The organism is Burkholderia sp. Tr-862 (assembly GCF_011753085.1).
GTDB classification, from domain to species: domain Bacteria; phylum Pseudomonadota; class Gammaproteobacteria; order Burkholderiales; family Burkholderiaceae; genus Burkholderia; species Burkholderia ambifaria.
Window position 1 is genome coordinate 1 of record NZ_VWWG01000054.1, and the last position, 20,714, is coordinate 20,714.

24 protein-coding genes are annotated in these 20,714 nt (G+C 68.2%); 21 read left to right on the plus strand and 3 right to left on the minus strand.

Annotated features, from left to right (window positions below; genetic code table 11):
• The 3 genes from gspL to F3J14_RS16805 all read left to right on the plus strand — a co-directional run.
• Nucleotides 1-592: type II secretion system protein GspL (gene gspL, locus F3J14_RS16795; protein WP_166723957.1), on the plus strand; the 592-nt coding region annotated here is incomplete at its 5' end.
• Complete coding sequence (locus F3J14_RS16800) at nt 589-1,095, plus strand: type II secretion system protein M (RefSeq protein WP_166723958.1); 507 nt, start codon at nt 589-591, stop codon at nt 1,093-1,095. The genes gspL and F3J14_RS16800, both read left to right, overlap by 4 nt.
• 31 nt (nt 1,096-1,126) lie before the next feature.
• Nucleotides 1,127-1,915, plus strand: coding sequence for a type II secretion system protein N (locus tag F3J14_RS16805; RefSeq protein ID WP_166723990.1), 789 nt, complete (start codon nt 1,127-1,129; stop codon nt 1,913-1,915).
• A 31-nt stretch (nt 1,916-1,946) separates the two neighbouring features.
• On the opposite strand, the gene F3J14_RS16810 is transcribed toward F3J14_RS16805, so the two are convergent.
• Together F3J14_RS16810 and F3J14_RS16815 are read right to left on the minus strand one after the other, a co-directional pair.
• The gene (locus tag F3J14_RS16810) at nt 1,947-3,509 is read right to left on the minus strand and encodes an efflux transporter outer membrane subunit (protein ID WP_166723959.1); all 1,563 of its coding nucleotides are present in this window, start codon (nt 3,507-3,509) and stop codon (nt 1,947-1,949) included.
• A 276-nt stretch (nt 3,510-3,785) separates the two neighbouring features.
• On the minus strand, nt 3,786-4,070 hold the full coding sequence (locus F3J14_RS16815; RefSeq protein ID WP_211080363.1) for a multidrug ABC transporter ATPase: 285 nt from the start codon (nt 4,068-4,070) through the stop codon (nt 3,786-3,788).
• Nucleotides 4,071-4,244: 174 nt separating this feature from the next.
• Here F3J14_RS16815 and F3J14_RS16820 point away from each other — a divergent pair, with 174 nt between their 5' ends.
• From F3J14_RS16820 to F3J14_RS16830, 3 genes are all read left to right on the plus strand, one after another.
• On the plus strand, nt 4,245-4,733 hold the full coding sequence (locus tag F3J14_RS16820) for a MarR family transcriptional regulator (protein ID WP_006757446.1): 489 nt from the start codon (nt 4,245-4,247) through the stop codon (nt 4,731-4,733).
• A gap of 175 nt (nt 4,734-4,908) precedes the next feature.
• Entirely contained in the window at nt 4,909-6,471 is a 1,563-nt protein-coding gene (locus F3J14_RS16825; RefSeq protein ID WP_166723961.1) for a DHA2 family efflux MFS transporter permease subunit, read from the plus strand.
• 100 nt (nt 6,472-6,571) lie between these two features.
• Nucleotides 6,572-6,820, plus strand: a complete 249-nt coding sequence (locus tag F3J14_RS16830) for a type II toxin-antitoxin system prevent-host-death family antitoxin (protein WP_166723962.1) — start codon at nt 6,572-6,574, stop codon at nt 6,818-6,820.
• 106 nt (nt 6,821-6,926) lie between these two features.
• Here F3J14_RS16830 and F3J14_RS16835 read toward each other — a convergent pair whose 3' ends face one another.
• Nucleotides 6,927-7,853 (minus strand): LysR family transcriptional regulator, encoded by a 927-nt coding sequence (locus F3J14_RS16835; RefSeq protein WP_006750435.1) that lies wholly within the window; start codon nt 7,851-7,853, stop codon nt 6,927-6,929.
• 140 nt (nt 7,854-7,993) lie between these two features.
• On the opposite strand from F3J14_RS16835, the gene F3J14_RS16840 reads away from it, so the two are divergent.
• The 15 genes from F3J14_RS16840 to F3J14_RS16910 all read left to right on the plus strand — a co-directional run bounded on the left by F3J14_RS16840 (nt 7,994) and on the right by F3J14_RS16910 (nt 20,391).
• Nucleotides 7,994-8,470: a CidA/LrgA family protein gene (locus F3J14_RS16840; protein ID WP_166723963.1), complete on the plus strand. Its 477-nt coding sequence runs from the start codon at nt 7,994-7,996 to the stop codon at nt 8,468-8,470.
• A gap of 13 nt (nt 8,471-8,483) precedes the next feature.
• On the plus strand, nt 8,484-9,206 hold the full coding sequence (locus F3J14_RS16845; protein WP_166723964.1) for an LrgB family protein: 723 nt from the start codon (nt 8,484-8,486) through the stop codon (nt 9,204-9,206).
• A gap of 173 nt (nt 9,207-9,379) precedes the next feature.
• Nucleotides 9,380-9,916 (plus strand): flagellar basal body-associated protein FliL, encoded by a 537-nt coding sequence (gene fliL, locus F3J14_RS16850; RefSeq protein WP_166723965.1) that lies wholly within the window; start codon nt 9,380-9,382, stop codon nt 9,914-9,916.
• Nucleotides 9,917-9,938: 22 nt separating this feature from the next.
• The gene (gene fliM, locus F3J14_RS16855) at nt 9,939-10,937 is read left to right on the plus strand and encodes a flagellar motor switch protein FliM (RefSeq protein WP_012362723.1); all 999 of its coding nucleotides are present in this window, start codon (nt 9,939-9,941) and stop codon (nt 10,935-10,937) included.
• Nucleotides 10,930-11,421 carry a flagellar motor switch protein FliN gene (gene fliN / locus F3J14_RS16860; RefSeq protein WP_105785923.1) on the plus strand — a complete coding sequence of 164 codons (492 nt, stop codon included), beginning with the start codon at nt 10,930-10,932 and terminating at the stop codon, nt 11,419-11,421. Before fliM ends, fliN begins: the two co-directional genes overlap by 8 nt.
• Nucleotides 11,418-11,984, plus strand: a complete 567-nt coding sequence (fliO, locus tag F3J14_RS16865; protein WP_166723966.1) for a flagellar biosynthetic protein FliO — start codon at nt 11,418-11,420, stop codon at nt 11,982-11,984. Before fliN ends, fliO begins: the two co-directional genes overlap by 4 nt.
• Nucleotides 11,985-12,020: 36 nt before the next feature.
• Nucleotides 12,021-12,782, plus strand: coding sequence for a flagellar type III secretion system pore protein FliP (fliP, locus tag F3J14_RS16870; protein WP_011655568.1), 762 nt, complete (start codon nt 12,021-12,023; stop codon nt 12,780-12,782).
• A gap of 16 nt (nt 12,783-12,798) precedes the next feature.
• Complete coding sequence (gene fliQ, locus F3J14_RS16875; RefSeq protein ID WP_006750427.1) at nt 12,799-13,071, plus strand: flagellar biosynthesis protein FliQ; 273 nt, start codon at nt 12,799-12,801, stop codon at nt 13,069-13,071.
• A 28-nt stretch (nt 13,072-13,099) separates the two neighbouring features.
• Entirely contained in the window at nt 13,100-13,882 is a 783-nt protein-coding gene (gene fliR, locus F3J14_RS16880) for a flagellar biosynthetic protein FliR (RefSeq protein ID WP_166723967.1), read from the plus strand.
• 143 nt (nt 13,883-14,025) lie between these two features.
• Entirely contained in the window at nt 14,026-15,030 is a 1,005-nt protein-coding gene (locus F3J14_RS16885) for an ABC transporter substrate-binding protein (protein WP_166723968.1), read from the plus strand.
• Between the two features lie 121 nt (nt 15,031-15,151).
• Nucleotides 15,152-15,949 carry an ABC transporter ATP-binding protein gene (locus F3J14_RS16890; protein WP_006750416.1) on the plus strand — a complete coding sequence of 266 codons (798 nt, stop codon included), beginning with the start codon at nt 15,152-15,154 and terminating at the stop codon, nt 15,947-15,949.
• Nucleotides 15,950-15,998: 49 nt separating this feature from the next.
• Nucleotides 15,999-16,847, plus strand: coding sequence for an ABC transporter permease (locus F3J14_RS16895; protein ID WP_041491301.1), 849 nt, complete (start codon nt 15,999-16,001; stop codon nt 16,845-16,847).
• 73 nt (nt 16,848-16,920) lie between these two features.
• Entirely contained in the window at nt 16,921-18,288 is a 1,368-nt protein-coding gene (locus F3J14_RS16900; protein WP_166723969.1) for a sensor histidine kinase, read from the plus strand.
• A 12-nt stretch (nt 18,289-18,300) separates the two neighbouring features.
• Nucleotides 18,301-18,978, plus strand: coding sequence for a response regulator (locus F3J14_RS16905; protein WP_166723970.1), 678 nt, complete (start codon nt 18,301-18,303; stop codon nt 18,976-18,978).
• 282 nt (nt 18,979-19,260) lie between these two features.
• Nucleotides 19,261-20,391 carry a porin gene (locus tag F3J14_RS16910; RefSeq protein ID WP_166723971.1) on the plus strand — a complete coding sequence of 377 codons (1,131 nt, stop codon included), beginning with the start codon at nt 19,261-19,263 and terminating at the stop codon, nt 20,389-20,391.
• Nucleotides 20,392-20,714 lie beyond the last annotated feature (323 nt).

A 20,714-nucleotide genomic window follows, 5' to 3' on the forward strand; every position in this document is an offset into this window, starting at 1 on the left:
TGTCGGCCGCACCGACGGCCCGCTGCTGCCGGGTGCGCAGCCGCTGCCGTTCGACACGTTCGCGCGGCGTGCGCTCGCCGAGCGCTTCGATCTGTGCCAGTTCGAATTCGAGTCGCAGCCGTGGCGCTTCGACCGCGCGACGATGAAGCGCCTGCGCGTGCCGATCGCCCTCGTCGCGGCAACGCTCGCCGTCGCGGTGATCGGGATGAACCTGCACTGGTGGAAGCTGTCGCGCGAGCGCGATGCGCTGTCCGCGCAGATCACCGAGACACTGCTGTCCGCCTTCCCGAAGACCACGACGGTGCTCGATCCGCCCGCGCAGATGCAGCGCCAGCTGGACCAGTTGCGCCTCGCGGCGGGCGAGCTGTCGCCGAACGACTTCCTCGCGCTGTCGAGCGGGCTGTCGCGTTCGATGGGCGCGCTGCCGCTGAACGGAATCGCGTCGCTCGATTATCACGACCGGCGGCTCGACGTCGGCTTCAAGCCGGAGGTCAAGGTCGACCCCGATTTCCCGCAGCGTCTCGCGCGCAACGGGCTCGCTGGCGAAGTCGACAGCAGCACCGGCAAATGGACTATCCGGAGCCGCCCATGAAGACCGAACAACTGAACCAGACGCTGGCCCAGTTCTGGGGCGAGCGCTCGCAGCGCGAGCGGACGCTGCTCGGCTGGGGCGGTGCCGTGCTGGCCGTCGCGATCGCGTATTCGGTGCTGTGGTCGCCCGCGCAGGAAGGCCGCGCGCGCATCCGGCACGAGCTGCCGACGATGCGCAGCGAGCTCGCGCAGATGACCGCGCAGGCCAACGAGGCGAAGTCGCTGACGGCCGCCGCGCAAGGCGTCGCGCCGACCGGCCTCGCGCTGAAGGACGCGCTCACCGCGTCGCTGTCCGACCACGGGCTGCAGGGCGCGCAGGTGCAGGTCGTCGGCAATGGCGTGCAGATCCAGATGAAGAACGTGCCGTTCCCGGTGTGGACGCAGTGGCTCGACGACGCGCGCCGGCAGTTCAAGGTGCAGGTCGGCGAAGCGCACGTGACCGGCCTGAAGGAAGACGGCCAGGTCGACTTGACGGCCGTGATGCAACCCTCGACGCAGAAGTGACGCAGTGGATGAAACCAGCGACGGTCGGCCGATGAGGCCAGGGATCAGGCGGCTTGCCGCCGTGGTGCCGTGGGTAGTGGCAGGCGGGCTCGCGACGGCGCTGACGCTCGTCGCGCTCGCGCCGGCCGCGTGGATCGCGCCGCAAGTCGCGCGCGCGACCGGCGCTCACGTGAACCTCGTCGATCCGGACGGCTCGCTGTGGCACGGTTCGGGCACGCTGATGCTCGCGCCGGGCGCGGACCAGAGCGCGGCGACGCTGTTGCCGGGGCGGGTCCAGTGGACCACGCGCTTCTGGCCGCTACTGACCGGGCGCGTGCAGATGCACATGCGGCAGACCGAGGCGATGCCCGACGCCGTCACGCTCGACGCGACGTGGCGCGGCGCGGTGCTGTCGGCGGGCTCGATGGCCGTGCCCGCGTCGCTGCTCGCGGGGCTCGGCACGCCGTTCAACACGCTCGACCTGCAAGGCGACGTGCGGCTCGGCTGGACCGACTGGCGGATGATCGGCAACAACGCGTTCGGCCAACTGACGGTGACGATCGATTCGATGAGTTCGCGCGTGTCTCGCGTGAAGCCGCTCGGGTCGTACCGCGCGGTGCTGCAGGCGAAGGGAGCGGACGCCGATCTCGACCTGTCGACGACGCAGGGCCCGCTGTTCCTCGACGGGCATGGCAGCTTCGGCCCAGAACGCGGATCGTTTCGCGGCACCGCGCATGCGGCGCCCGAGCAGCAGGCGAACCTCGCGGGGCTGCTGAACCTGCTCGGCCGTCCGATCGGCAACAACCAGGTGTCGCTGATCTTCGGCGACGCGACGCGCTGAACGCGCGCGGCGCCCTCTCCTTTTTCCTCGATTACGTCTGCGCGAGCGGCGCGGCAGCCGACGGTGCGGTCGCGGCCGGCGCCGCCGCACCGGCCGCCGGCACCGGTGCGGGCGCCGCCATCTCGCCGGTTTCGCGCGCCATGTCCGACGCCTCCCAGCCGCCGCCGAGCGCCTTCACGAGCCCGACCGACGACACCATCCGCTGGCCGGAGATCGTCGCGAGCTTCTGCTGCGCGGTAAACGCGGTGGTCTGCGCGCTCAGCACGTTCAGATAGGCGACCGTGCCGGCCTTGTACTGGTTCGTGACGATCGCGAGCGCTTGCTCGGCGCTGTCGACGGCCTGCCGCTGCACGTCGACTTCCTGCGCGAGGATGCGCTGCGACGCGAGGTTGTCCTCGACGTCCTGGAACGCGGTGAGTACCGCGAGGCGATACGCGGCGACGTCCTGGTCGTAGGTCGCGCGGGCGGCATCGGTCTGCGCGGCGCGCAGGCCGGCGTCGAACAGCGTCGCCGCGAGCTGCGGGCCGACCGTCCAGAACCGCGCGGGCAGCGTGAACAGTTGCGACCACACCGAGCTCTGGAAGCCGCCGGTGGCCGACAGCGTGAGCGTCGGGAAGAACGCGGCGATCGCCACGCCGATCTGCTCGTTCGCGGAAGCCGCGCGACGCTCGGCCGCCGCGATGTCGGGCCGGCGCTCGAGCAGCGCGGACGGCACGTCGACCGGCGTGATCGGCGGTTGCGCGGTGAGCGGGTTCGGCGGCAGCGAGAACGTCGATGCCGGTTCGCCGATCAGCGTCGCGATCGCATGCTCGTACTGCGCGCGCGCGACGCCGTTGTCGATCGACGCGGCCTGCGCGCTCTGCAGCTGCGTCTGCGCCTGGATCACGTCCGCGCGCGCGGCGACGCCCTGCGCGTACTGGTTCTGCGTGAGCTTCAGCGATTCCCCGTACGACTTCACGGTGTCGTCGAGCAGCTTCTGCAGCGCATCGGACGTGCGCAGCTGGAAGTAGGTCTGCGCGAGCAGCGCCTGCTGCGACAGCCGCGCATTCGCGAGATCGGCCGCGGCGGCCGCTTCGCCGGCGCGCTGCGCGCTGACGCTGCGGCTCACCTTGCCCCACAGGTCGGGCTCCCAGCTCGCATCGAGGCCGACGCTGTAGCTGTTGCTGATCGACGAACTGCTGCCGAAGCTCGATGAGCCCGACGACGTGGACGTGCGCCCCGAGCGTGCGCGCGAGCCCGACGCGGTCAGCCCGACGGTCGGGAAATACGCGGCGCGCGCTTCGGCGACGAGCGCGCGGGCCTGCCGATACGCGGCGGCCGATTGCGCGATGGTCTGGTTCGATGCGTTGAGCTTGCCGATCAGCGCGTCGAGCTGCGGATCGTTGTAGACGGTCCACCACGGGCCGCGGTCGGCCCGGTCGGCCGGCTGCGCGACCTTCCAGCCGGCCGGCGCTTCCTTGAAGGCGGCGGGGATCGACGTGTCGGGCCGGTGATAGTCGGGCCCGACGGCGCAGCCGGCGAGCAGCACGGCCGTCGCAACGGCGACGGCGGCGCTCAGCGGGCGAATGGCGCGCGGGAGGGGGGCGTACGGCATCGTGGTTTTCCTGTCTGGGCGCGACGGCCGGCGAGCGGTGTCGCGCGATGCGGTCGTTGTGCCGCTGGCGGACAAATGGTAACTGACGGCGGGAAAGCCGCGCAGCCCTAAGGGTACGGCGCGCGGCGGCACGCATGTGTTACCGGCGCGGCCGGCCGGTTTACCGGCCATTACGGACCGCTTGCGGAAGAAACAGGCAGGCAATGCGGCGCGGACTGCACCGGCCTGCGAGGGGCGCGGCCGGCGTTCAGTCCGGATGGCGAAAGCGGCGTGGCTTCAGTAGCAGCGCACGGGTACCGGAACGGGATCGGCGGCGGACCGCCATGTAGACGGCTCCGTTGCCGCCGGCTGGCTCGTGCGGCGGGCGGCGCCCTTCGCGTTGCGCTGCCGGCGATGATCGAACCATGCGAACCCGAGCGCCGCGAGCGATCCGCCCGGTACCACCAGCATCGTCACGTAGAGCGCGATCTTCCAGCCGCGGTGCGGCCCGGAGAACACATGATGAGCGGTATCGGTCAGGTTGCGGCGCAGCGCGCCGGCGGCATTTTTCAGGAACAGCATCGCGAACATCCTCGGGGGCCCGGCAGCGCGGGCAAAGCGATCAGAACATAGTCTCCGGCAGTGCAACATGCACGTCGTAACTGGTTGACTGAAATAATATTGACTAAGCAATCATTTTTCAAGATACTGGGCGCGTTTTGACCTGAAACGCACTGTTGCTGTGTGCGCAATCGCATGAACGGCGGCCTCTACGATCCCGACACCATCGCCCTGGAAACGAGCCTCGGTTATTACCTGACCAAGGCCCGGCAGGCGCTCGTCGAGCGAATGGACCGCGCACTCGAGCCGCACGATCTCACCGCGCAGCAGATCGGCGTGATCCTGCTGCTGTCGCGCGGCTATGCGCGCACGCCGTTCGAGCTGTCGCGCAAGATGTCGTATGACAGCGGCTCGATGACGCGGATGCTCGACCGTCTCGAGCGCAAGGGCCTGGTCGCGCGCTCGCGCAGCGAGCAGGACCGCCGGATGATCGAGCTGACGCTGACCGAGCGCGGCGCCGAGGCGGCCCGCGCGTTGCCGTCGCTGATCGCGACCGCGCTGAATGCGCAGCTCGCCGGCTTCTCGGCCGACGAACTCGCGACGCTCACCGGCCTGCTGCAGCGGTTCATCGCCAACGGGCCCGGCGACGCCGGCTGCCCGAAACCCGACGAACCGGACCGCTGAGCGAGGGAGGCCCGATGTCTAAGTTAAGCATTCGCTTATTTCTCTGTCTGGGCAGAAGATGACAAGACACGTGCTCCGTCTCTCCCCTTACCCGTTCCACCCGGCCGGGCCGCGCGGTATCGCGCGCCCGTGCGTTGTGCCGGCGCGTCGCGCGCGCCGCGTCTAGGAGATTCCGATGTCCGCCACCACGGCATCCGCCACGCCGCCTGCCGCCGAACCCGCGCCGCTCACCGGCGGCACGCTCGCGCTCCTTACCGTCGGGCTCGCGCTCGGCACCTTCATGGAAGTGCTCGACACGTCGATCGCAAACGTCGCGGTGCCGACCATCTCGGGCAGCCTCGGCGTCGCGACGAGCGAAGGCACGTGGGTGATCTCGTCGTATTCGGTCGCGTCCGCGATCGCGGTGCCGCTGACCGGCTGGCTCGCGCGGCGGGTCGGCGAGGTGCGCCTGTTCACGCTGTCGGTGCTCGCGTTCACGATCGCGTCGGCGCTGTGCGGCCTCGCGTCGAACTTCGAGACGCTAATCGCGTTCCGGCTGCTGCAGGGCCTCGTGTCGGGCCCGATGGTGCCGCTGTCGCAGACGATCCTGATGCGCAGCTACCCGCCGGCGAAGCGCGGGCTCGCGCTCGGGCTATGGGCGATGACGGTGATCGTCGCGCCGATCTTCGGCCCGTTGCTGGGCGGCTGGATCAGCGACAACTACACGTGGCCGTGGATCTTCTACATCAACCTGCCGATCGGCATCTTCTCGGCGGCCTGCGCGTACTTCCTGCTGCGCGGCCGCGAGACGAAGACGAGCCGGCAGCGGATCGACGCGGTCGGTCTCGCGCTGCTCGTGATCGGCGTGTCGTGCCTGCAGATGATGCTCGACCTCGGCAAGGACCGCGACTGGTTCAACTCGACCTTCATCGTCGCGCTCGCGCTGATCGCGGTCGTGTCGCTCGCGTTCATGCTCGTGTGGGAAGCGACCGAGAAGGAGCCGGTGGTCGACCTGTCGCTGTTCAAGGACCGCAACTTCGCGCTCGGCGCGCTGATCATCTCGTTCGGCTTCATGGCGTTCTTCGGCTCGGTCGTGATCTTCCCGCTGTGGCTGCAGACGGTGATGGGCTACACGGCCGGCAAGGCCGGCCTCGCGACCGCGCCGGTCGGCCTGCTCGCGCTCGTGCTGTCGCCGCTGATCGGGCGCAACATGCACCGGCTCGATCTGCGGATGGTCGCGAGCTTCGCGTTCATCGTGTTCGCGGGCGTGTCGGTCTGGAATTCCACGTTTACGCTCGACGTGCCGTTCAACCACGTGATCCTGCCGCGGCTCGTGCAGGGGATCGGCGTCGCATGCTTCTTCGTGCCGATGACGACGATCACGCTGTCGAGCATTTCCGACGAGCGGCTCGCGAGCGCGTCGGGGCTGTCGAACTTCCTGCGCACGCTGTCCGGCGCGATCGGCACCGCGGCCAGCTCGACGTTCTGGGAAAACGATGCGATCTACCACCACGCGCGGCTGTCGGAATCGGTGAGTGTCTACGCGCAGAACACGACCGACTACCAGGGCGCGCTCGCGCAGCTCGGGATCGTCGGGCAGACGGCCAATGCGCAGCTCAACCAGCTCGTCACGCAGCAGGGCTTCATGATGGCGACCAACGACTTCTTCCACCTGTCGGCCGGCGTGTTCATCGCGCTCGCGGCGCTGGTGTGGATCACGAAGCCGAGAAAGGGAGCGGGGCCGGCGATGGGGCATTGAAGCCGGCGCCGGTACTTTCGGCGAACGGGAGGATCTTGCGACGGGGGCGCATTGAACGAAGCCAGGGAGAGATCTGAACTTGGTTCAATTGGAGAATGCAATGCATACCTACAACATGCATGACGCGAAAACGAACCTGTCGCGGCTGATCGACGAAGCCGTTCATGCCGGCGAACCATTCGTGATCGCGAAAGCCGGCAAGCCGCTCGTCAAGGTCGTGCCGATCGATACGCCGGATCCGGTTAGGCCGAGCCGGATCGGGTTCATGAAGGGACAGATTCGAGTCCCGGACGACTTCGACTCGATGGGCAGTGACGAAATCGGCAAGCTGTTCGTGGGCGACGCATGAAGTTGCTGCTCGAGACACGCCGGCTGCTTTCGGCTGCTGCTGAGGCGGCCAAGTTTCCCGCCCGCCCAATTCAGCACGTCTGATTACGCCGGGCATCGATCCGGCTTCACTCCCGTGCCCGCAATCCCCCGAAGGCCAGGTCGTCGCCCGACGCGATCGGCAGCGTCGCCCGCGCGACGTCGAGCCAGGCCCGCGCCGCGTGCGACAGGTAGCCCTTCTTCAGCCAGCCGAGCGCGATCGCCCACGTGATCTCCGGCTCGACGATCGGCCGGCACGTGAACTGCCGCGCATCGAGCCGCCGGCAGTACGGCTCCGGCAACAGCGCGATGCCCACGCCCGCGTGCACCAGCGCGGCCATGAAGTCCCAATGACCGCTGCGGCTCACGATCGACGGCGTGAAGCCGACCTGCCGGCACGCGTCGAGCACCGCATCGTGCAGCGCGAGGCTTTCCGCATAGAACACGAACGACTCGCGCGCGAGATCGGCGAGCGGCACGGCCGCGTCATCCTCCCAGCGCGACTCGCGCGGCGCGACGAGCCACAGCGGCGCGCGTACCATCGGCAGCCGCTCGAACGTGCCGGGATCGACCGGCTCCAGCAGCCCGCCGAGCTCCAGTTCGCCCGACATCAGCGCGGCCTCGATCATCCGCGCGCCCTGCTCGAACAGCTTCAGCTCGATGTTCGGATAGCGCTGCTTGTATGCGGCGATGATCGGCGTGAATAGCGACCCGCCGAGCGGCGGAATGCCGATCGTCAACTCGCCGCGCCCGAGCGTGCCGAGATCGTTCAGCTCCGACTGCAGCTGCGCCTGCGCGGCGAGCACGTCCTGGCCGCGCTGGAACACGATCCGCCCCGCGTCGGTCAGCACCATCTGCCGGCCGTCGCGCAGCAGCAGCGGCGAGCCGATCTCGTCCTCCAGCGCCTTCACCATCTTGCTGATGGTGGGCTGCGTGACGAACAGCCGGTCCGCAGCCGCGGTGAAGCTCTGCTGACGGACGACCTCGACGAAGTACCGCAGTGCGCGCAATTCCATCGATTACTCCCCAGTTTGGTGCGGCGAACCCAAAGCGAATTCCGAATTGGAATGACAAGGATAGAGACAAGTCATTTTATTTATGGTTAGGGGAAACCCTATACTCACACCATCAACGGAATATCTGTATGGAGCCTGCCATGACCCACCCGACCACCACTGCCGCCGCCCGCCCCGCCGCTGCGGGCAACGTTGCGCGCACGGGCCGGATCGTGCTGCAGGCCGCCGCGCTCGGCGTGCTGTGGATGGCGGTCGACTGGGTCGTGCGCGCAGTCGGTCTGCCGGTGCCGTCCGGCGTGATCGGCCTCGCGGTGCTGCTGGTGCTGCTGTTCTCGGGCCGTGTCGCGCCCGCCTGGGTCAAGGACGGCGCGAACTGGCTGTTGTCCGACATGCTGCTGTTCTTCGTGCCGGCCGCCGTCGCGGCGGTCCAGTACGGCGGGCTGTTCCGGGAGGACGGCTGGCGCATCGCGCTGGTCATGCTCGCCGGCACCGCGTTCGTGATGGTCGCGGTGGCCGTCGCGGTCGACCTCGCCGCGAAGCTCGAACGCCGGCTGGCCGCGCAGCGCGTGTTCGCCCAACGCCGCCGCGCGCGCCTCGCCCCCGTGTCGGCCCACTGAGCCGGAGCCCGCGATGCCTGCGCTGTTGTCCAGCCTGTCCGTCGACCAGGTAAATACGGCGATTTCCGTCGGCTGCTTCGTGCTGACGGTTGTCCTGTATTTCTTGTCGAAGCGGCTCTACGCGTACAAGAAGACGCCGCTGTTCTCGCCGCTCGTGTTCGTGCCGGGCGTGCTGGTGCTGCTCGTGTTGCTGACCGGCATCCCGTATTCGGTCTACTTCCGCGACACGCGCTGGCTGATGTGGCTGCTCGGCCCGGCGACGATCGCGTTCGCGGTGCCGATCTACGAATATCGCGAGCTGATCCGCCGCCACTGGCTGTCGCTGTCGGTCGGCGTCGCGGTCGGGATCGGCGCGGGCGTGTGCGGGTCGCTGCTGCTCGCGAAGCTGCTGCACCTGTCGCCCGAACTGCAGCGCTCGCTGATGACGCGCTCGGTGTCGACCCCGTTCGCGCTCGCCGTGTCCGACAAGATCCATGCGCCGAAGGACCTCACCGCCCTCTTCGTGATCGCGACCGGCATCTGCGGGATGCTGCTCGGCGAGATCGTGCTCGCGCTGGTGCCGATGCGCACGCGGCTCGCGCGCGGCGCGCTGTTCGGCGCGGCCGCCCACGGCGTGGGCACCGCGAAGGCGCGCGAGATCGGTAGCGAGGAAGGCGTTGTCTCGAGCCTCACGATGATGATCGCGGGCGTCGCGATGGTGCTGATCGCGCCGCTGCTGTCGCTGCTGCCGATCTGACGCCGCACGGGCGGGCGTCGCAGCCCGCCCTCCCAACGCACCGCAGCCGCGCGGGCCGGTCGTTGTCCCGCCGTTCCAGCCCTACCTCGAGCCGGCACCCGCCGACAATTGGCTGAGATAGCCGCAATTCCCCCCTCTTTTCCGCCCATCGGGCTCGGCCCGGATGCCGAACAATGCATGCTACGAGACATCACGCACGCATTCACATGGCCTCCACGACCGCAAACCCGACTGCCGACAAGCCGGCTTCGTCCGGCAAGTTCAAGCGCATCGCGCTCATCGCCGTCATCGCGCTGGGCGCGGCCGCCGCCGCCGCGGGCGGCATGTACGTGTTCCTGAGCAAGGCGGGCGTCGGCCACACGAGCGCGCCCGCCGAACCGGCGCCGCTCGCCGCGCCGGTGTTCTTCCCGCTCGACCCGCTGACCGTGAACCTGCAGTCGGACGACGGCGTGCAGCATTACCTGCGTGTCGGCCTGTCGCTGAAGCTCACCGACCCGAAGGCGCAGGAGCAACTGACCGCGCGCATGCCGGAGATCCGCAGCCGGATCCTGCTCGCGCTGTCGAACAAGCATCCCGAGGACCTCGCGACACCGGAGGGCAAGCGTTCGCTCGCGAAGGAACTGCGGGAGCTGATCGAGCAGCCGACGCAGCCGGGCAACCAGCGCGCGAAGGTCGACGACGTGCTGTTCACCGAATTCGTCGTCCAGTAACGCGGCCGCAAAAGGAGCGCGCATGGGCCACCAGGAGTTCATGTCCCAGGAGGAGGTCGATGCCCTCCTCAAGGGCGTCACGGGCGAAACCGACACGGTCGACGAGCAGCGCGACCTGTCGGGCGTCCGCCCCTACAACATCGCGACGCAGGAGCGGATCGTCCGCGGCCGGATGCCCGGCCTCGAGATCATCAACGACCGCTTCGCGCGCTTGCTGCGGATCGGCATCTTCAACTTCATGCGGCGCACGGCGGAAATCTCCGTGAGCCAGGTGAAGGTGCAGAAGTACAGCGAGTTCACCCGCAACCTGCCGATCCCGACGAACCTGAACCTGGTGCACGTGAAGCCGCTGCGCGGCACGTCGCTGTTCGTGTTCGACCCGAACCTCGTGTTCTTCGTCGTCGATAACCTGTTCGGCGGCGACGGGCGCTTTCACACGCGCGTCGAGGGCCGCGACTTCACGGCCACCGAGCAGCGGATCATCGGCAAGCTGCTGAACCTCGTGTTCGAGCACTACGCGACCGCCTGGAAGAGCGTGCGGCCGCTGCAGTTCGAATTCGTGCGCTCGGAGATGCACACGCAGTTCGCGAACGTCGCGACGCCGAACGAGATCGTGATCGTAACGCAGTTCTCGATCGAGTTCGGGCCGACGGGCGGCACGCTGCACATCTGCATGCCGTACTCGATGATCGAGCCGATCCGCGACGTGCTGAGCTCGCCGATCCAGGGCGAGGCGCTCGAGGTCGACCGCCGCTGGGTGCGCGTGCTGTCGCAGCAGGTGCAGTCGGCCGAGGTCGAGCTGAGCGCGAATCTCGCGGAGATTCCGTCGACCTTCGAGAAGATCCTGAACCTGCGGGCCGGCGACGTGCTGCCGCTGGAGATCGAGGACACGATCACCGCGAAGGTCGACGGCGTGCCGGTGATGGAATGCGGCTACGGCATTTTCAATGGTCAATATGCGTTGCGCGTGCAGAAGATGATCAGCGCGAGCGACACGATGAAGGAAGGTGGATATGAGTGAGCTGAACCAGACGCCCGAACTCGACGCGCAGGCCCTCGCCGACGCGGCGCTCGCGGAATCGGCCGCGGCCGCGCAGGCGGCACCCGCGGCGGCACAGGAAGAGCAGGGCCTGGACGACTGGGCCGCCGCGCTTGCCGAGCAGAACCTGCAGCCGGTGCAGGCGGGCGCGACCGGCGCCGGCGTGTTCCAGCCGCTGTCGAAGGCCGCGGCCAGCTCGACGCACAACGACATCGAGATGATTCTCGACATCCCGGTCAAGATGACCGTGGAGCTCGGCCGCACCAAGATCGCGATCCGCAACCTGCTGCAGCTCGCGCAGGGGTCGGTCGTCGAGCTGGACGGCATGGCCGGCGAGCCGATGGACGTGCTCGTGAACGGCTGCCTGATCGCGCAGGGCGAGGTCGTGGTCGTCAACGACAAGTTCGGCATCCGGCTGACCGACATCATCACGCCGGCCGAACGCATCCGGAAGCTGAATCGGTGAACGTCGTCACGCCCGGCCGCCGCGTGCGCGTCGCGACCTCGGTGGCGGCTGCCGTCGCCATTGCGGCGTCGCTCGCGTGCGCGCCGGCCGGCGCCGCCGACATGAACGCGGTGAACAACCCCGGCTCCATCGCGTCGAGCGTGATGGTCGGCTCGGCCGCCCCGTCGCTCGGCGTGGGCGCGGTGCTGCAGACGCTCGTCGGGCTCGCGGTCGTGATCGGCCTCGTATTCGGCTGCGCGTGGCTCGCGCGCCGCTTCGGGTTCCAGCCCGCGCGGCGCGGCGGCCCGCTGAAGGTCGTGTCGAGCGTCGGGCTGGGCGCGAAGGAAAGCGCGACGATCGTCGAGATCGGCGATACCTGGCTCGTGCTCGGCGTCGCGCCGGGCAACGTGCGGCTGCTGCATACGCTGCCGGCCGGCTCGGCGGTGGCGCCCGCGTCGGCCGACCTTCCCGCCGGTACGCCTTCCGCCGAACGCGGCCAGCCCGGCACGTTCGGCGCGCGGTTTCGCGACGCGCTCGCGGGCGAAGCCGCGAAGCGCTTCGGGCGCGGCAAGGACAACCGCTGACATGGCGTCGCGCCCTCTTTCCGTACCTGCATTCCGATGAAACACGAATTCCTGCGTCGCGCGGCGCGCTTCGCGCCCGCGCTGATCCTCGGCCTCGCCCCCGCGCTCGCCTGCGCGCAGGCGGCCGGCCTGCCCGCGTTCAACACGAGCCCGGGCCCGAACGGCGGCACCACCTATTCGCTGAGCGTGCAGACGATGCTGCTGCTCACGATGCTGTCGTTCCTGCCGGCGATGCTGCTGATGATGACGAGCTTCACGCGCATCATCATCGTGCTGTCGCTGCTGCGCCAGGCGCTCGGCACCGCGACGACGCCGCCGAACCAGGTGCTGGTCGGCCTCGCGATGTTCCTTACCTTCTTCGTGATGTCGCCGGTGCTCGACCGTGCCTACGCCGACGGCTACAAGCCGTTCTCCGACGGCTCGATGCCGATGGAGCAGGCCGTGCGGCGCGGCGTCGCGCCGTTCAAGACCTTCATGCTGAAGCAGACCCGCGAGACCGATCTCGCGCTGTTCGCGAAGATCTCGAAGGCCGCGCCGATGCAGGGCCCGGAAGACGTGCCGCTGTCGCTGCTGGTGCCCGCGTTCGTCACGAGCGAGTTGAAGACCGGCTTCCAGATCGGCTTCACGATCTTCATCCCGTTCCTGATCATCGACATGGTCGTCGCGAGCGTGCTGATGTCGATGGGGATGATGATGGTGTCGCCGTCCACCGTGTCGCTGCCGTTCAAGCTGATGCTGTTCGTGCTGGTCGACGGCTGGCAGCTCCTGATCGGCTCGCTCGCGCAGAGCTTCACGTAAGCGGAGGAAACGCGCGATGACGCCCGAACAGGTGATGACGCTGGCGCACCAGGCGATGATGGTCGGCCTGCTGCTCGCCGCCCCGCTGCTGCTGGTCGCGCTCGCGGTCGGCCTCGTCGTGAGCCTGTTCCAGGCCGCGACGCAGATCAACGAATCGACGCTGTCGTTCATCCCGAAGCTGCTCGCGGTGGCCGCGACGCTCGTGATCGCCGGCCCGTGGATGCTGACGACGATGCTCGACTACCTGCGGCAGACCCTGCTACACGTCGCGACGCTCGGCGCCGGCTGACTGGCGCGCCCGGCTCCGTTCCGCCCCAATGTTTTCGGTTACCTACGCGCAGCTCAACGGCTGGCTGACCGCCTTCCTGTGGCCGTTCGTGCGGATGCTCGCGCTCGTCGCGACGGCGCCCGTGGTCGGCCATGCCGCGGTGCCGGTGCGCGCGAAGATCGGCATCGCCGCGTTCATGGCGCTGGTCGTCGCGCCCACGCTCGGCGCGATGCCCGACGTCACCGTGTTCTCCGCGCAAGGCATCTGGATCGTCGTCACGCAGTTCCTGATCGGCGTCGCGCTGGGCTTCACGATGCAGCTCGTGTTCGCGGCCGTCGAGGCGGCCGGCGACTTCATCGGGCTGTCGATGGGGCTCGGCTTCGCGACCTTCTTCGACCCGCATTCGAACGGCGCGACGCCCGTGATGGGCCGCTTCCTGAACGCGATCGCGATGCTCGCGTTCCTCGCGGTGGACGGCCACCTGCAGGTGTTCGCGGCGCTGGCCGCGTCGTTCCAGACGCTGCCTGTGTCGGGCGACCTGCTGCACGCGCCCGGCTGGCGCACGCTCGCCGCGTTCGGCGCGACCGTGTTCGAGATGGGGCTGCTGCTCGCGCTGCCGGTGGTCGCGGCCCTGCTGATCGCCAACCTCGCGCTCGGGATCCTGAACCGCGCGGCGCCGCAGATCGGCATCTTCCAGATCGGCTTTCCGGTCACGATGCTGGTCGGGCTGTTGCTCGTACAACTGATGATCCCGAACCTCGTGCCGTTCGTGTCGCATCTGTTCGACATGGGGCTCGATGCGATGGGGCGCGTGCTGCTCGGCTGGCGCTAGTCCGCTGGCGCCTCCGCTTGCTGGAAAACCCCTAAAGGAATCGCCCGCCCGCGAAAGGTAGCAGAAGGTTTCGCCTCCCTATACTCGTTAAGACGATGCAGCAAGCATCGCGCCATACGAATACAACGAAGGAGACGACCCTGATGCGACCCATCCTGCGCACCCTCGCCGTTGCGGCCAGCCTGAGCTGCGCGCTCGCCGCTCACCCCGCGCTCGCCGAAGACGGCGGCAAGATCACGATCATGGTCGGCGGGATCGCGAAGCTGATCTACCTGCCCGCGCGGCTCACGCAGGAGCTCGGCAACTTCAAGGCCGAAGGGCTCGACGTCGAACTGCTGTCGCAGCCGGCCGGCGTCGACGCCGAGAACGAGCTGCTGGCGGGCGCCGTGCAAGGCGTCGTCGGCTTCTACGACCATACGGTCGACCTGCAGAGCAAGGGCAAGGACGTGAAGGCGATCGCCGTGCTCTGCCAGGTTCCGGGCGAGGTCGAGATGGTGTCGACCAAGGCCGCGCCGACCTTCAAGTCGATGGCCGACGCGAAGGGCAAGACGCTCGGCGTGACCGGCCTTGGCTCGTCGACCAGCTTCCTCACGCAATATCTGGCGCTGCAGCACGGCGTGCCGTCCACGCAGTACACGATGCTGCCGGTCGGCGCCGACGCGAGCTTCATCGCCGCGATCAAGCAGGGCCGGATCGACGCCGGGATGACGACCGAGCCAACCGTGTCCGCGCTCGAAAAGATGGGCGACGCGAAGGTGCTGGTCGACATGCGCACCCTCGAGGGCACGCGCGCCGCGCTCGGCGGCACCTACCCGGCCGCGAGCCTGTACGTGCAGTCGGCCTGGGCCGATTCGCACAAGGCGGAAGCCACCAAGCTCGCGCACGCGTTCGCGAAGACGATGCAGTTCATCCACACGCACAGCGCCGAGGAAATCGCCGCGAAGATGCCGGCCGACTACCAGAAGGACAAGGGCCTGTACGTGTCCGCGCTGAAGGCGTCGCTGCCGATGTACACCGCCGACGCGAAGATGCCGGCCGACGGCCCGACGACCGTGCTGAAGGTGCTGTCGGCGTTCAACCCGTCGGTGAAGGGCAAGCACATCGACCTGGCGCGCACCTACACCAACGATTTCGTCAACGCGAAGTAATCGATCCCGGTACCGGCGCCCGCGGCGGCGATCCCGCCGCCGTGCGCTCCCCGTTCCGGCCCGGCTGACCGGCCCGGCGCCGCCACGATGCGGCGCCCTCTTCACCCGCAGGACGAATGCGATGAACCAGGCAGTTTCCCCGAGCACACCGGCGATCGAGTTTCGCAATGTGTCGTGCCGCTTCATTTCGCCGGAAGGCAAGGCCACCGTCGCGCTGCGCGACTTCAGCATGAGCGTCGCGCGCGGCGAGTTCATCGCGATCGTCGGGCCGACCGGCTGCGGCAAGTCGACCACGCTGAACCTGATCACCGGGCTGCTCAAGCCGGTGTCGGGCGAGGTGCGCGTGATGGGCCGCCCGGTCGACGGGATCGACCCGCGCATCGGCTTCGTGTTCCAGGCCGACGCCGTGTTCCCGTGGCGCAACGTGATCGACAACGTCGCGGCCGGCCCGTTGTTTCGCGGCCGCTCGAAGGACGTCGCGTACACGCAGGCCGAGGAATGGATCCGCAAGGTCGGCCTCGACAAGTTCACGAAGCACTACCCGCACCAGCTCTCCGGCGGGATGCGCAAGCGCGTCGCGCTCGCGCAGACCTTCATCAACCAGCCGGAAATCCTGCTGATGGACGAGCCGTTCTCCGCGCTCGACATGCAGACCCGCACGCTGATGCAGGACGAACTGCTGCAGCTGTGGTCCGCGAACAAGGGCTCGGTCGTGTTCGTCACGCACGATCTCGAGGAGGCGATCGCACTCGCCGACCGCGTGTTCGTGCTGACCGCGCGCCCCGCGACGCTCAAGCGCGTGTACGAGATCGACCTGCCGCGCCCGCGCGTCATGTCGGAAGTGCGCTACGACGCGCGCTTCGTCGAAATTTCCAAGGACATCTGGCACGACCTGCGCGAAGAAGTGCAGATCGGCTGACCGTACGGCAGCCATGGCAACACACAGCAAGGACAGGAGCATGACCGACATGACGCTTCCCACTACCGCCCTTACGGCGACGACGCTCGAGGACGACGAGCGCGCCGCGCAACGCCGGCTGCGCCGCCGGCGCAACCTGATCGTCACGTTGCGGATCGCCGTGCTCGTCGTCGTGCTCGGCGGCTGGGAACTCGCCGCACGGCTGAAATGGATCGACCCGTTCTTCTTCTCGATGCCGTCGCTGATCTTCGAGCAGATCCAGGACTGGTTCGTGAACGGCACGTCGCAAGGCCCGCTGCTCACGCAGGTATGGGTCACGCTCGAGGAAACCGGGATCGGCTTCGTGATCGGCTCGGTCGCCGGCGTGATCTGCGGGATCGTGCTCGGCCGCAACAAGCTGATGGCCGACGTGTTCGGCCTGTACATCCAGATCGCCAACTCGATTCCGCGCGTCGTGCTCGGTTCGATATTCGTGATCGCACTCGGCCTCGGAATGGCGTCGAAGATCGCGCTGGCCGTCGTGATGGTGTTCTTCGTCGTGTTCGGCAACGCGTTCCAGGGCGTGCGCGAAGCCGACCGCTACCTGATCGCGAACGCGCAGATCCTCGGCGCGTCGCGCCGGCAGATCACCACGGCGGTCGTGATTCCGTCCGCGCTGAGCTGGATTCTGGCGAGCCTGCACGTGAGCTTCGGCTTCGCGCTGGTCGGTGCGGTCGTCGGCGAATTCCTGGGTTCCAAGCAGGGCATCGGCCTGCTAATCTCCACCGCCCAGGGCGCATTCAACGCAAGCGGCGTGTTCGCGGCGATGATCGTGCTCGCCGTGGTCGCGCTGGCCGCCGACTACCTGCTGACCTGGATCGAGAAGCGGCTGCTGAAGTGGCGTCCCGCCGCGTTCTGAGCCGCGCACGCATCGGATGACACACCCGAACCGCGCCGGTTGCCCCGGCGCGGTTCGGCATTGAGGAGAAGGAATGGCGCACAGCCTGCGCGGGCGGCTCCTGTGGTGGCTGCTGCTGCCGCTGGCGGCTTTCGTGCTGATCGCGGGCGCGATGTCGTACGACACCGCTCGGCGCACGGCCGCGCTCGTGCAGGACAGCGCGCTCGTCGCGTCGGCGCGCACGATCGGCGAGGACGTGGAATGGCGCAACGGGCTGCCGGTCGCCGACGTGCCGCCGGCCGCGCTGGAGATCTTCGAATCGCCGTCGCGCGACTCGGTGTTCTACAAGGTGATCGACGGCCACGGCCGGCTGCTCGCGGGCAACCCGGCGCTCGAGGTCCCTGCCCGGCACGGTGTCGACCCGACGCTGTACGCGACGACGCTCGACGACCTGCCGCTGCGCGCGGCCGCCTACGATCGGCAGCTCTACGACGAGGGGCAGGTCGAGACGGTCACGGTGGTCGTCGCGAAGACGACGCGCTCATATGACGCGATGGTCGCGACGATCTGGCGGCCGCAGCTCATGCGCCTGTCGCTGATGCTGGTGCTCGCGATCGTGCTCGTCTATCTCGGCCTCACGCTCGAGCTGCGTCCGCTGATGAAGCTGAAGGACGACGTCGCGGACCGCGGGCCGATGGAGCTGGAGCCGATTCGCCCGGAGCGGCTGCAGCACGAGCTGCGGCCGATCGTCGACGCGATCAACCAGTGCATCGCGCGGCTCAATACGCACACGGCCACGCAGCGCCGCTTCATCGCCGACGCCGCGCACCAGCTGCGCACCCCGATCGCGGTGCTCGACACGCAGATCCAGTACGCGCAGCAGCGCGGCAACGGCGATCCGGACCTCGCGTCGGTGCTCGACAGCATGCAGCGCAGCAGCCGCAAGATGGCCGACGTGACCGACAAGCTGCTGCTCCTCGCGCATGCGGAAGCGACGCCGCCGACGCTGCTCACGCATCGCGTCGATCTCGCCGCGGTGGTGTCGAGCGTGCTGGAGGAAACGATCGTGCTCGCGCAGCGGCGCGACATCGACCTCGGCGCCGATCTCGGCGAACGGCTCGACGTCGCGGGCAGCGACAGCCTGCTGACCGCGCTGGTGATGAACCTCGTCGACAATGCGGTGCGCTATACGCAGCCGGGCGGCTGCGTGACGGTCGTCGCGCGGCGCGACGGCGGCGCGGTCGTGCTCGACGTGGTCGACAACGGCCCCGGCATTCCGGCCGAAGCGCGGCCGCACGTGTTCAAGCGGTTCTACCGCGTGGCGGCCGACACCGAAGGCTCGGGCCTCGGCCTGGCGATCGTCCGCGAGATCGCGCAGGCGCACGGCGGCAGCGTGATGCTCGCGCCGGGGCCCGGCAATCGCGGTATCGTCGTGACTGTGCGGCTGCCCGCCTTTGATTGAAGAGATGCCGTCATGAAACTCCTGCTGGTCGAAGACAACGCCGAACTCGCGCACTGGATCGTGAACCTGCTGCGCGGCGAGGATTTCGCGGTCGACTGCGTCGGCGACGGCGAGCGCGCGGACACGGTGTTGAAGACCGAGCGCTACGACGCGGTGCTGCTCGACATGCGGCTGCCCGGCATCAGCGGCAAGGAAGTGCTTGCGCGGCTGCGGCGCCGCAACGACAACGTGCCGGTGCTGATGCTGACCGCGCACGGTTCGGTCGACGACAAGGTCGACTGCTTCGGCGCGGGCGCCGACGATTACGTGGTGAAGCCGTTCGAATCGCGCGAACTGGTTGCACGGATCCGCGCGCTGATCCGCCGGCAGGCGGGCGTCGCCACGACGCAGCTCGTGTGCGGCGATCTCGTCTATGCGTTCGGCACGCGCGAATTCCGCTGCGGCGACGCGGTGCTCGCGCTGCGCCGCCGCGAGCACGCGATCCTCGAAACGCTGATGCTGCAGCAGAACAAGACGGTGTCGAAGGCGCGGCTGATGGACAGCGTGTTCGCGCTCGACGACGAGCCGAGCGCCGATGCGATCGACATCTACATCCACCGGCTGCGCAAGCATCTTGCGGGCAGCACGGCCGAGATCATCACGCTGCGCGGGCTCGGCTATATCCTGCGCGCGAAGAGCGCGCAGGACTGACGGTGGCTACCGCCCTGCCGCTGAAAACCGGTTCGTAGCACGAAACGCGTCGCAGGCCCGCCGGCTGTCCGTCGGGCTCGCGCTCGCCTGTCTGCCCGATCCGCGATTATTGCGCGTTCGGTGTTTTCACCGATCCGATTCTTTCCTCCGGGAAAGCGGCGTGAAGGATTGCACCCTCTACGATGCTATGCGTCGGCCCTCTCGCTGTGGTCGGCAACATCCGGCATACATTACGTACTGCCAACGAACAGATTTCAATTCGGCAGCTCGGAGGAGACGATCTTGAAACGAAAAACCCTTGCCCTTTCCATCGCCGCGGCTGGCCTGTGCGCCGGCACCCAGGCGCATGCGCAATCGAGCGTGCAGCTCTACGGCCTGATGGACCTGAGCTTTCCGACCTACCGGACCCACGCCGACGCGAACGGCAAACACGTGATCGGGATGGGCAACGAAGGCGAGCCGTGGTTCAGCGGCAGCCGCTGGGGCCTGAAAGGCGCTGAAGACATCGGCGGCGGCACGAAGATCATCTTCCGCCTCGAAAGCGAATTCGTGGTCGCGAACGGCCAGATGGAAGACGAAGGCCAGATCTTCGACCGCGACGCGTGGGTCGGCGTCGAGGACGAACGTTTCGGCAAGCTGACGGCCGGCTTCCAGAACACGATCGCGCGCGACGCGGCGACGATCTACGGCGACGCGTACGGCACCGCGAAGCTGACAACCGAGGAAGGCGGCTGGACCAACTCGAACAACTTCAAGCAGATGATTTTCTACGCGGCCGGCCCGACCGGCACGCGCTACAACAACGGCCTCGCGTGGAAGAAGCTGTTCAGCAACGGCATCTTCGCGAGCGCCGGCTACCAGTTCAGCAACTCGACCTCGTTCGCGACCGGCTCCGCGTATCAGGCCGCGCTCGGTTACAACGGCGGCCCGTTCAACGTGTCGGGCTTCTACAACCACGTGAACCACAACGGCTTCAGGAACCAGACGTTCTCGGTCGGCGGCAACTACACGTTCAGCATCGTGCGCCTGAACGCCGGCTACTTCCGCTACAACGGCGACCAGGGCTCGCTCGGCCAGCGTCACGACGATTCGTGGACCGTGTCGGTGAAAGTCGCGCCGAAGGGCGCGCTCGACTACGAGCTCGGCTACCAGCAGATGCGCATCAAGAACGCCGCGAACAACGCCGACGGCTTCACGCCGAACGCGAACCTCGGCGCGTTCAGCCTGACCAACGGTGTCGCCAACGGCTTCAAGGAGACGATCTACGGGTCGGTGTTCTACCACCTGAGCAAGCGTACCGAAGTGTACCTGGCAGGCGACTACATGCGCCTGCACGGCGGCTACACGGTGGCGTCGACGTTCGGCGCGAAAAACCAGCTCGAACTCACGTCGGGCATCCGCACGCGCTTCTGACCTCGGGGACGGCCATCCGGGCGGGGCCGTCTGGCCCCGCCTTACCCTCCATCCGGGATTCTCCATGCGGGCACGCCGGCGCACTGCGCCGACCGTGCCCTTTTTTTCGTCGTTTTCGGCACTCGTTTTCAGCCCGCGCGGCAGGCACCGCCGAACGCCCGCCGGCAACCGCTCCGAAGCCGCTTGCGGCCCGTGGGGCGGGCGATCGCGGCCGATGCGCGCACGATCGCATCACATCGGTGCTTGACCTGCGCCGACCGACTCGCTAGCGTTTCGGGTTTGCCCGGGCGGCCATTGCCGCCGGTGCCGTGAGTGCGCCCGAC

Coding starts and splice junctions, on each gene's coding strand:
- F3J14_RS16905 (WP_166723970.1), top strand. CDS start 18,301: ATGAAACTCCTGCTGGTCGAAGACAACGCCGAACTCGCGCACTGGATC.
- F3J14_RS16840 (WP_166723963.1), top strand. CDS start 7,994: ATGACCCACCCGACCACCACTGCCGCCGCCCGCCCCGCCGCTGCGGGC.
- fliP (WP_011655568.1), top strand. CDS start 12,021: ATGAAACACGAATTCCTGCGTCGCGCGGCGCGCTTCGCGCCCGCGCTG.
- F3J14_RS16820 (WP_006757446.1), top strand. CDS start 4,245: ATGAACGGCGGCCTCTACGATCCCGACACCATCGCCCTGGAAACGAGC.
- F3J14_RS16835 (WP_006750435.1), bottom strand. CDS start 7,853: ATGGAATTGCGCGCACTGCGGTACTTCGTCGAGGTCGTCCGTCAGCAG.
- fliQ (WP_006750427.1), top strand. CDS start 12,799: ATGACGCCCGAACAGGTGATGACGCTGGCGCACCAGGCGATGATGGTC.
- fliL (WP_166723965.1), top strand. CDS start 9,380: ATGCATGCTACGAGACATCACGCACGCATTCACATGGCCTCCACGACC.
- F3J14_RS16900 (WP_166723969.1), top strand. CDS start 16,921: ATGGCGCACAGCCTGCGCGGGCGGCTCCTGTGGTGGCTGCTGCTGCCG.
- F3J14_RS16885 (WP_166723968.1), top strand. CDS start 14,026: ATGCGACCCATCCTGCGCACCCTCGCCGTTGCGGCCAGCCTGAGCTGC.
- F3J14_RS16830 (WP_166723962.1), top strand. CDS start 6,572: ATGCATACCTACAACATGCATGACGCGAAAACGAACCTGTCGCGGCTG.
- F3J14_RS16895 (WP_041491301.1), top strand. CDS start 15,999: ATGACGCTTCCCACTACCGCCCTTACGGCGACGACGCTCGAGGACGAC.
- F3J14_RS16890 (WP_006750416.1), top strand. CDS start 15,152: ATGAACCAGGCAGTTTCCCCGAGCACACCGGCGATCGAGTTTCGCAAT.
- fliM (WP_012362723.1), top strand. CDS start 9,939: ATGGGCCACCAGGAGTTCATGTCCCAGGAGGAGGTCGATGCCCTCCTC.
- fliR (WP_166723967.1), top strand. CDS start 13,100: ATGTTTTCGGTTACCTACGCGCAGCTCAACGGCTGGCTGACCGCCTTC.
- F3J14_RS16810 (WP_166723959.1), bottom strand. CDS start 3,509: ATGCCGTACGCCCCCCTCCCGCGCGCCATTCGCCCGCTGAGCGCCGCC.
- F3J14_RS16815 (WP_211080363.1), bottom strand. CDS start 4,070: ATGCTGTTCCTGAAAAATGCCGCCGGCGCGCTGCGCCGCAACCTGACC.
- F3J14_RS16845 (WP_166723964.1), top strand. CDS start 8,484: ATGCCTGCGCTGTTGTCCAGCCTGTCCGTCGACCAGGTAAATACGGCG.
- F3J14_RS16805 (WP_166723990.1), top strand. CDS start 1,127: ATGAGGCCAGGGATCAGGCGGCTTGCCGCCGTGGTGCCGTGGGTAGTG.
- F3J14_RS16825 (WP_166723961.1), top strand. CDS start 4,909: ATGTCCGCCACCACGGCATCCGCCACGCCGCCTGCCGCCGAACCCGCG.
- fliN (WP_105785923.1), top strand. CDS start 10,930: ATGAGTGAGCTGAACCAGACGCCCGAACTCGACGCGCAGGCCCTCGCC.
- F3J14_RS16800 (WP_166723958.1), top strand. CDS start 589: ATGAAGACCGAACAACTGAACCAGACGCTGGCCCAGTTCTGGGGCGAG.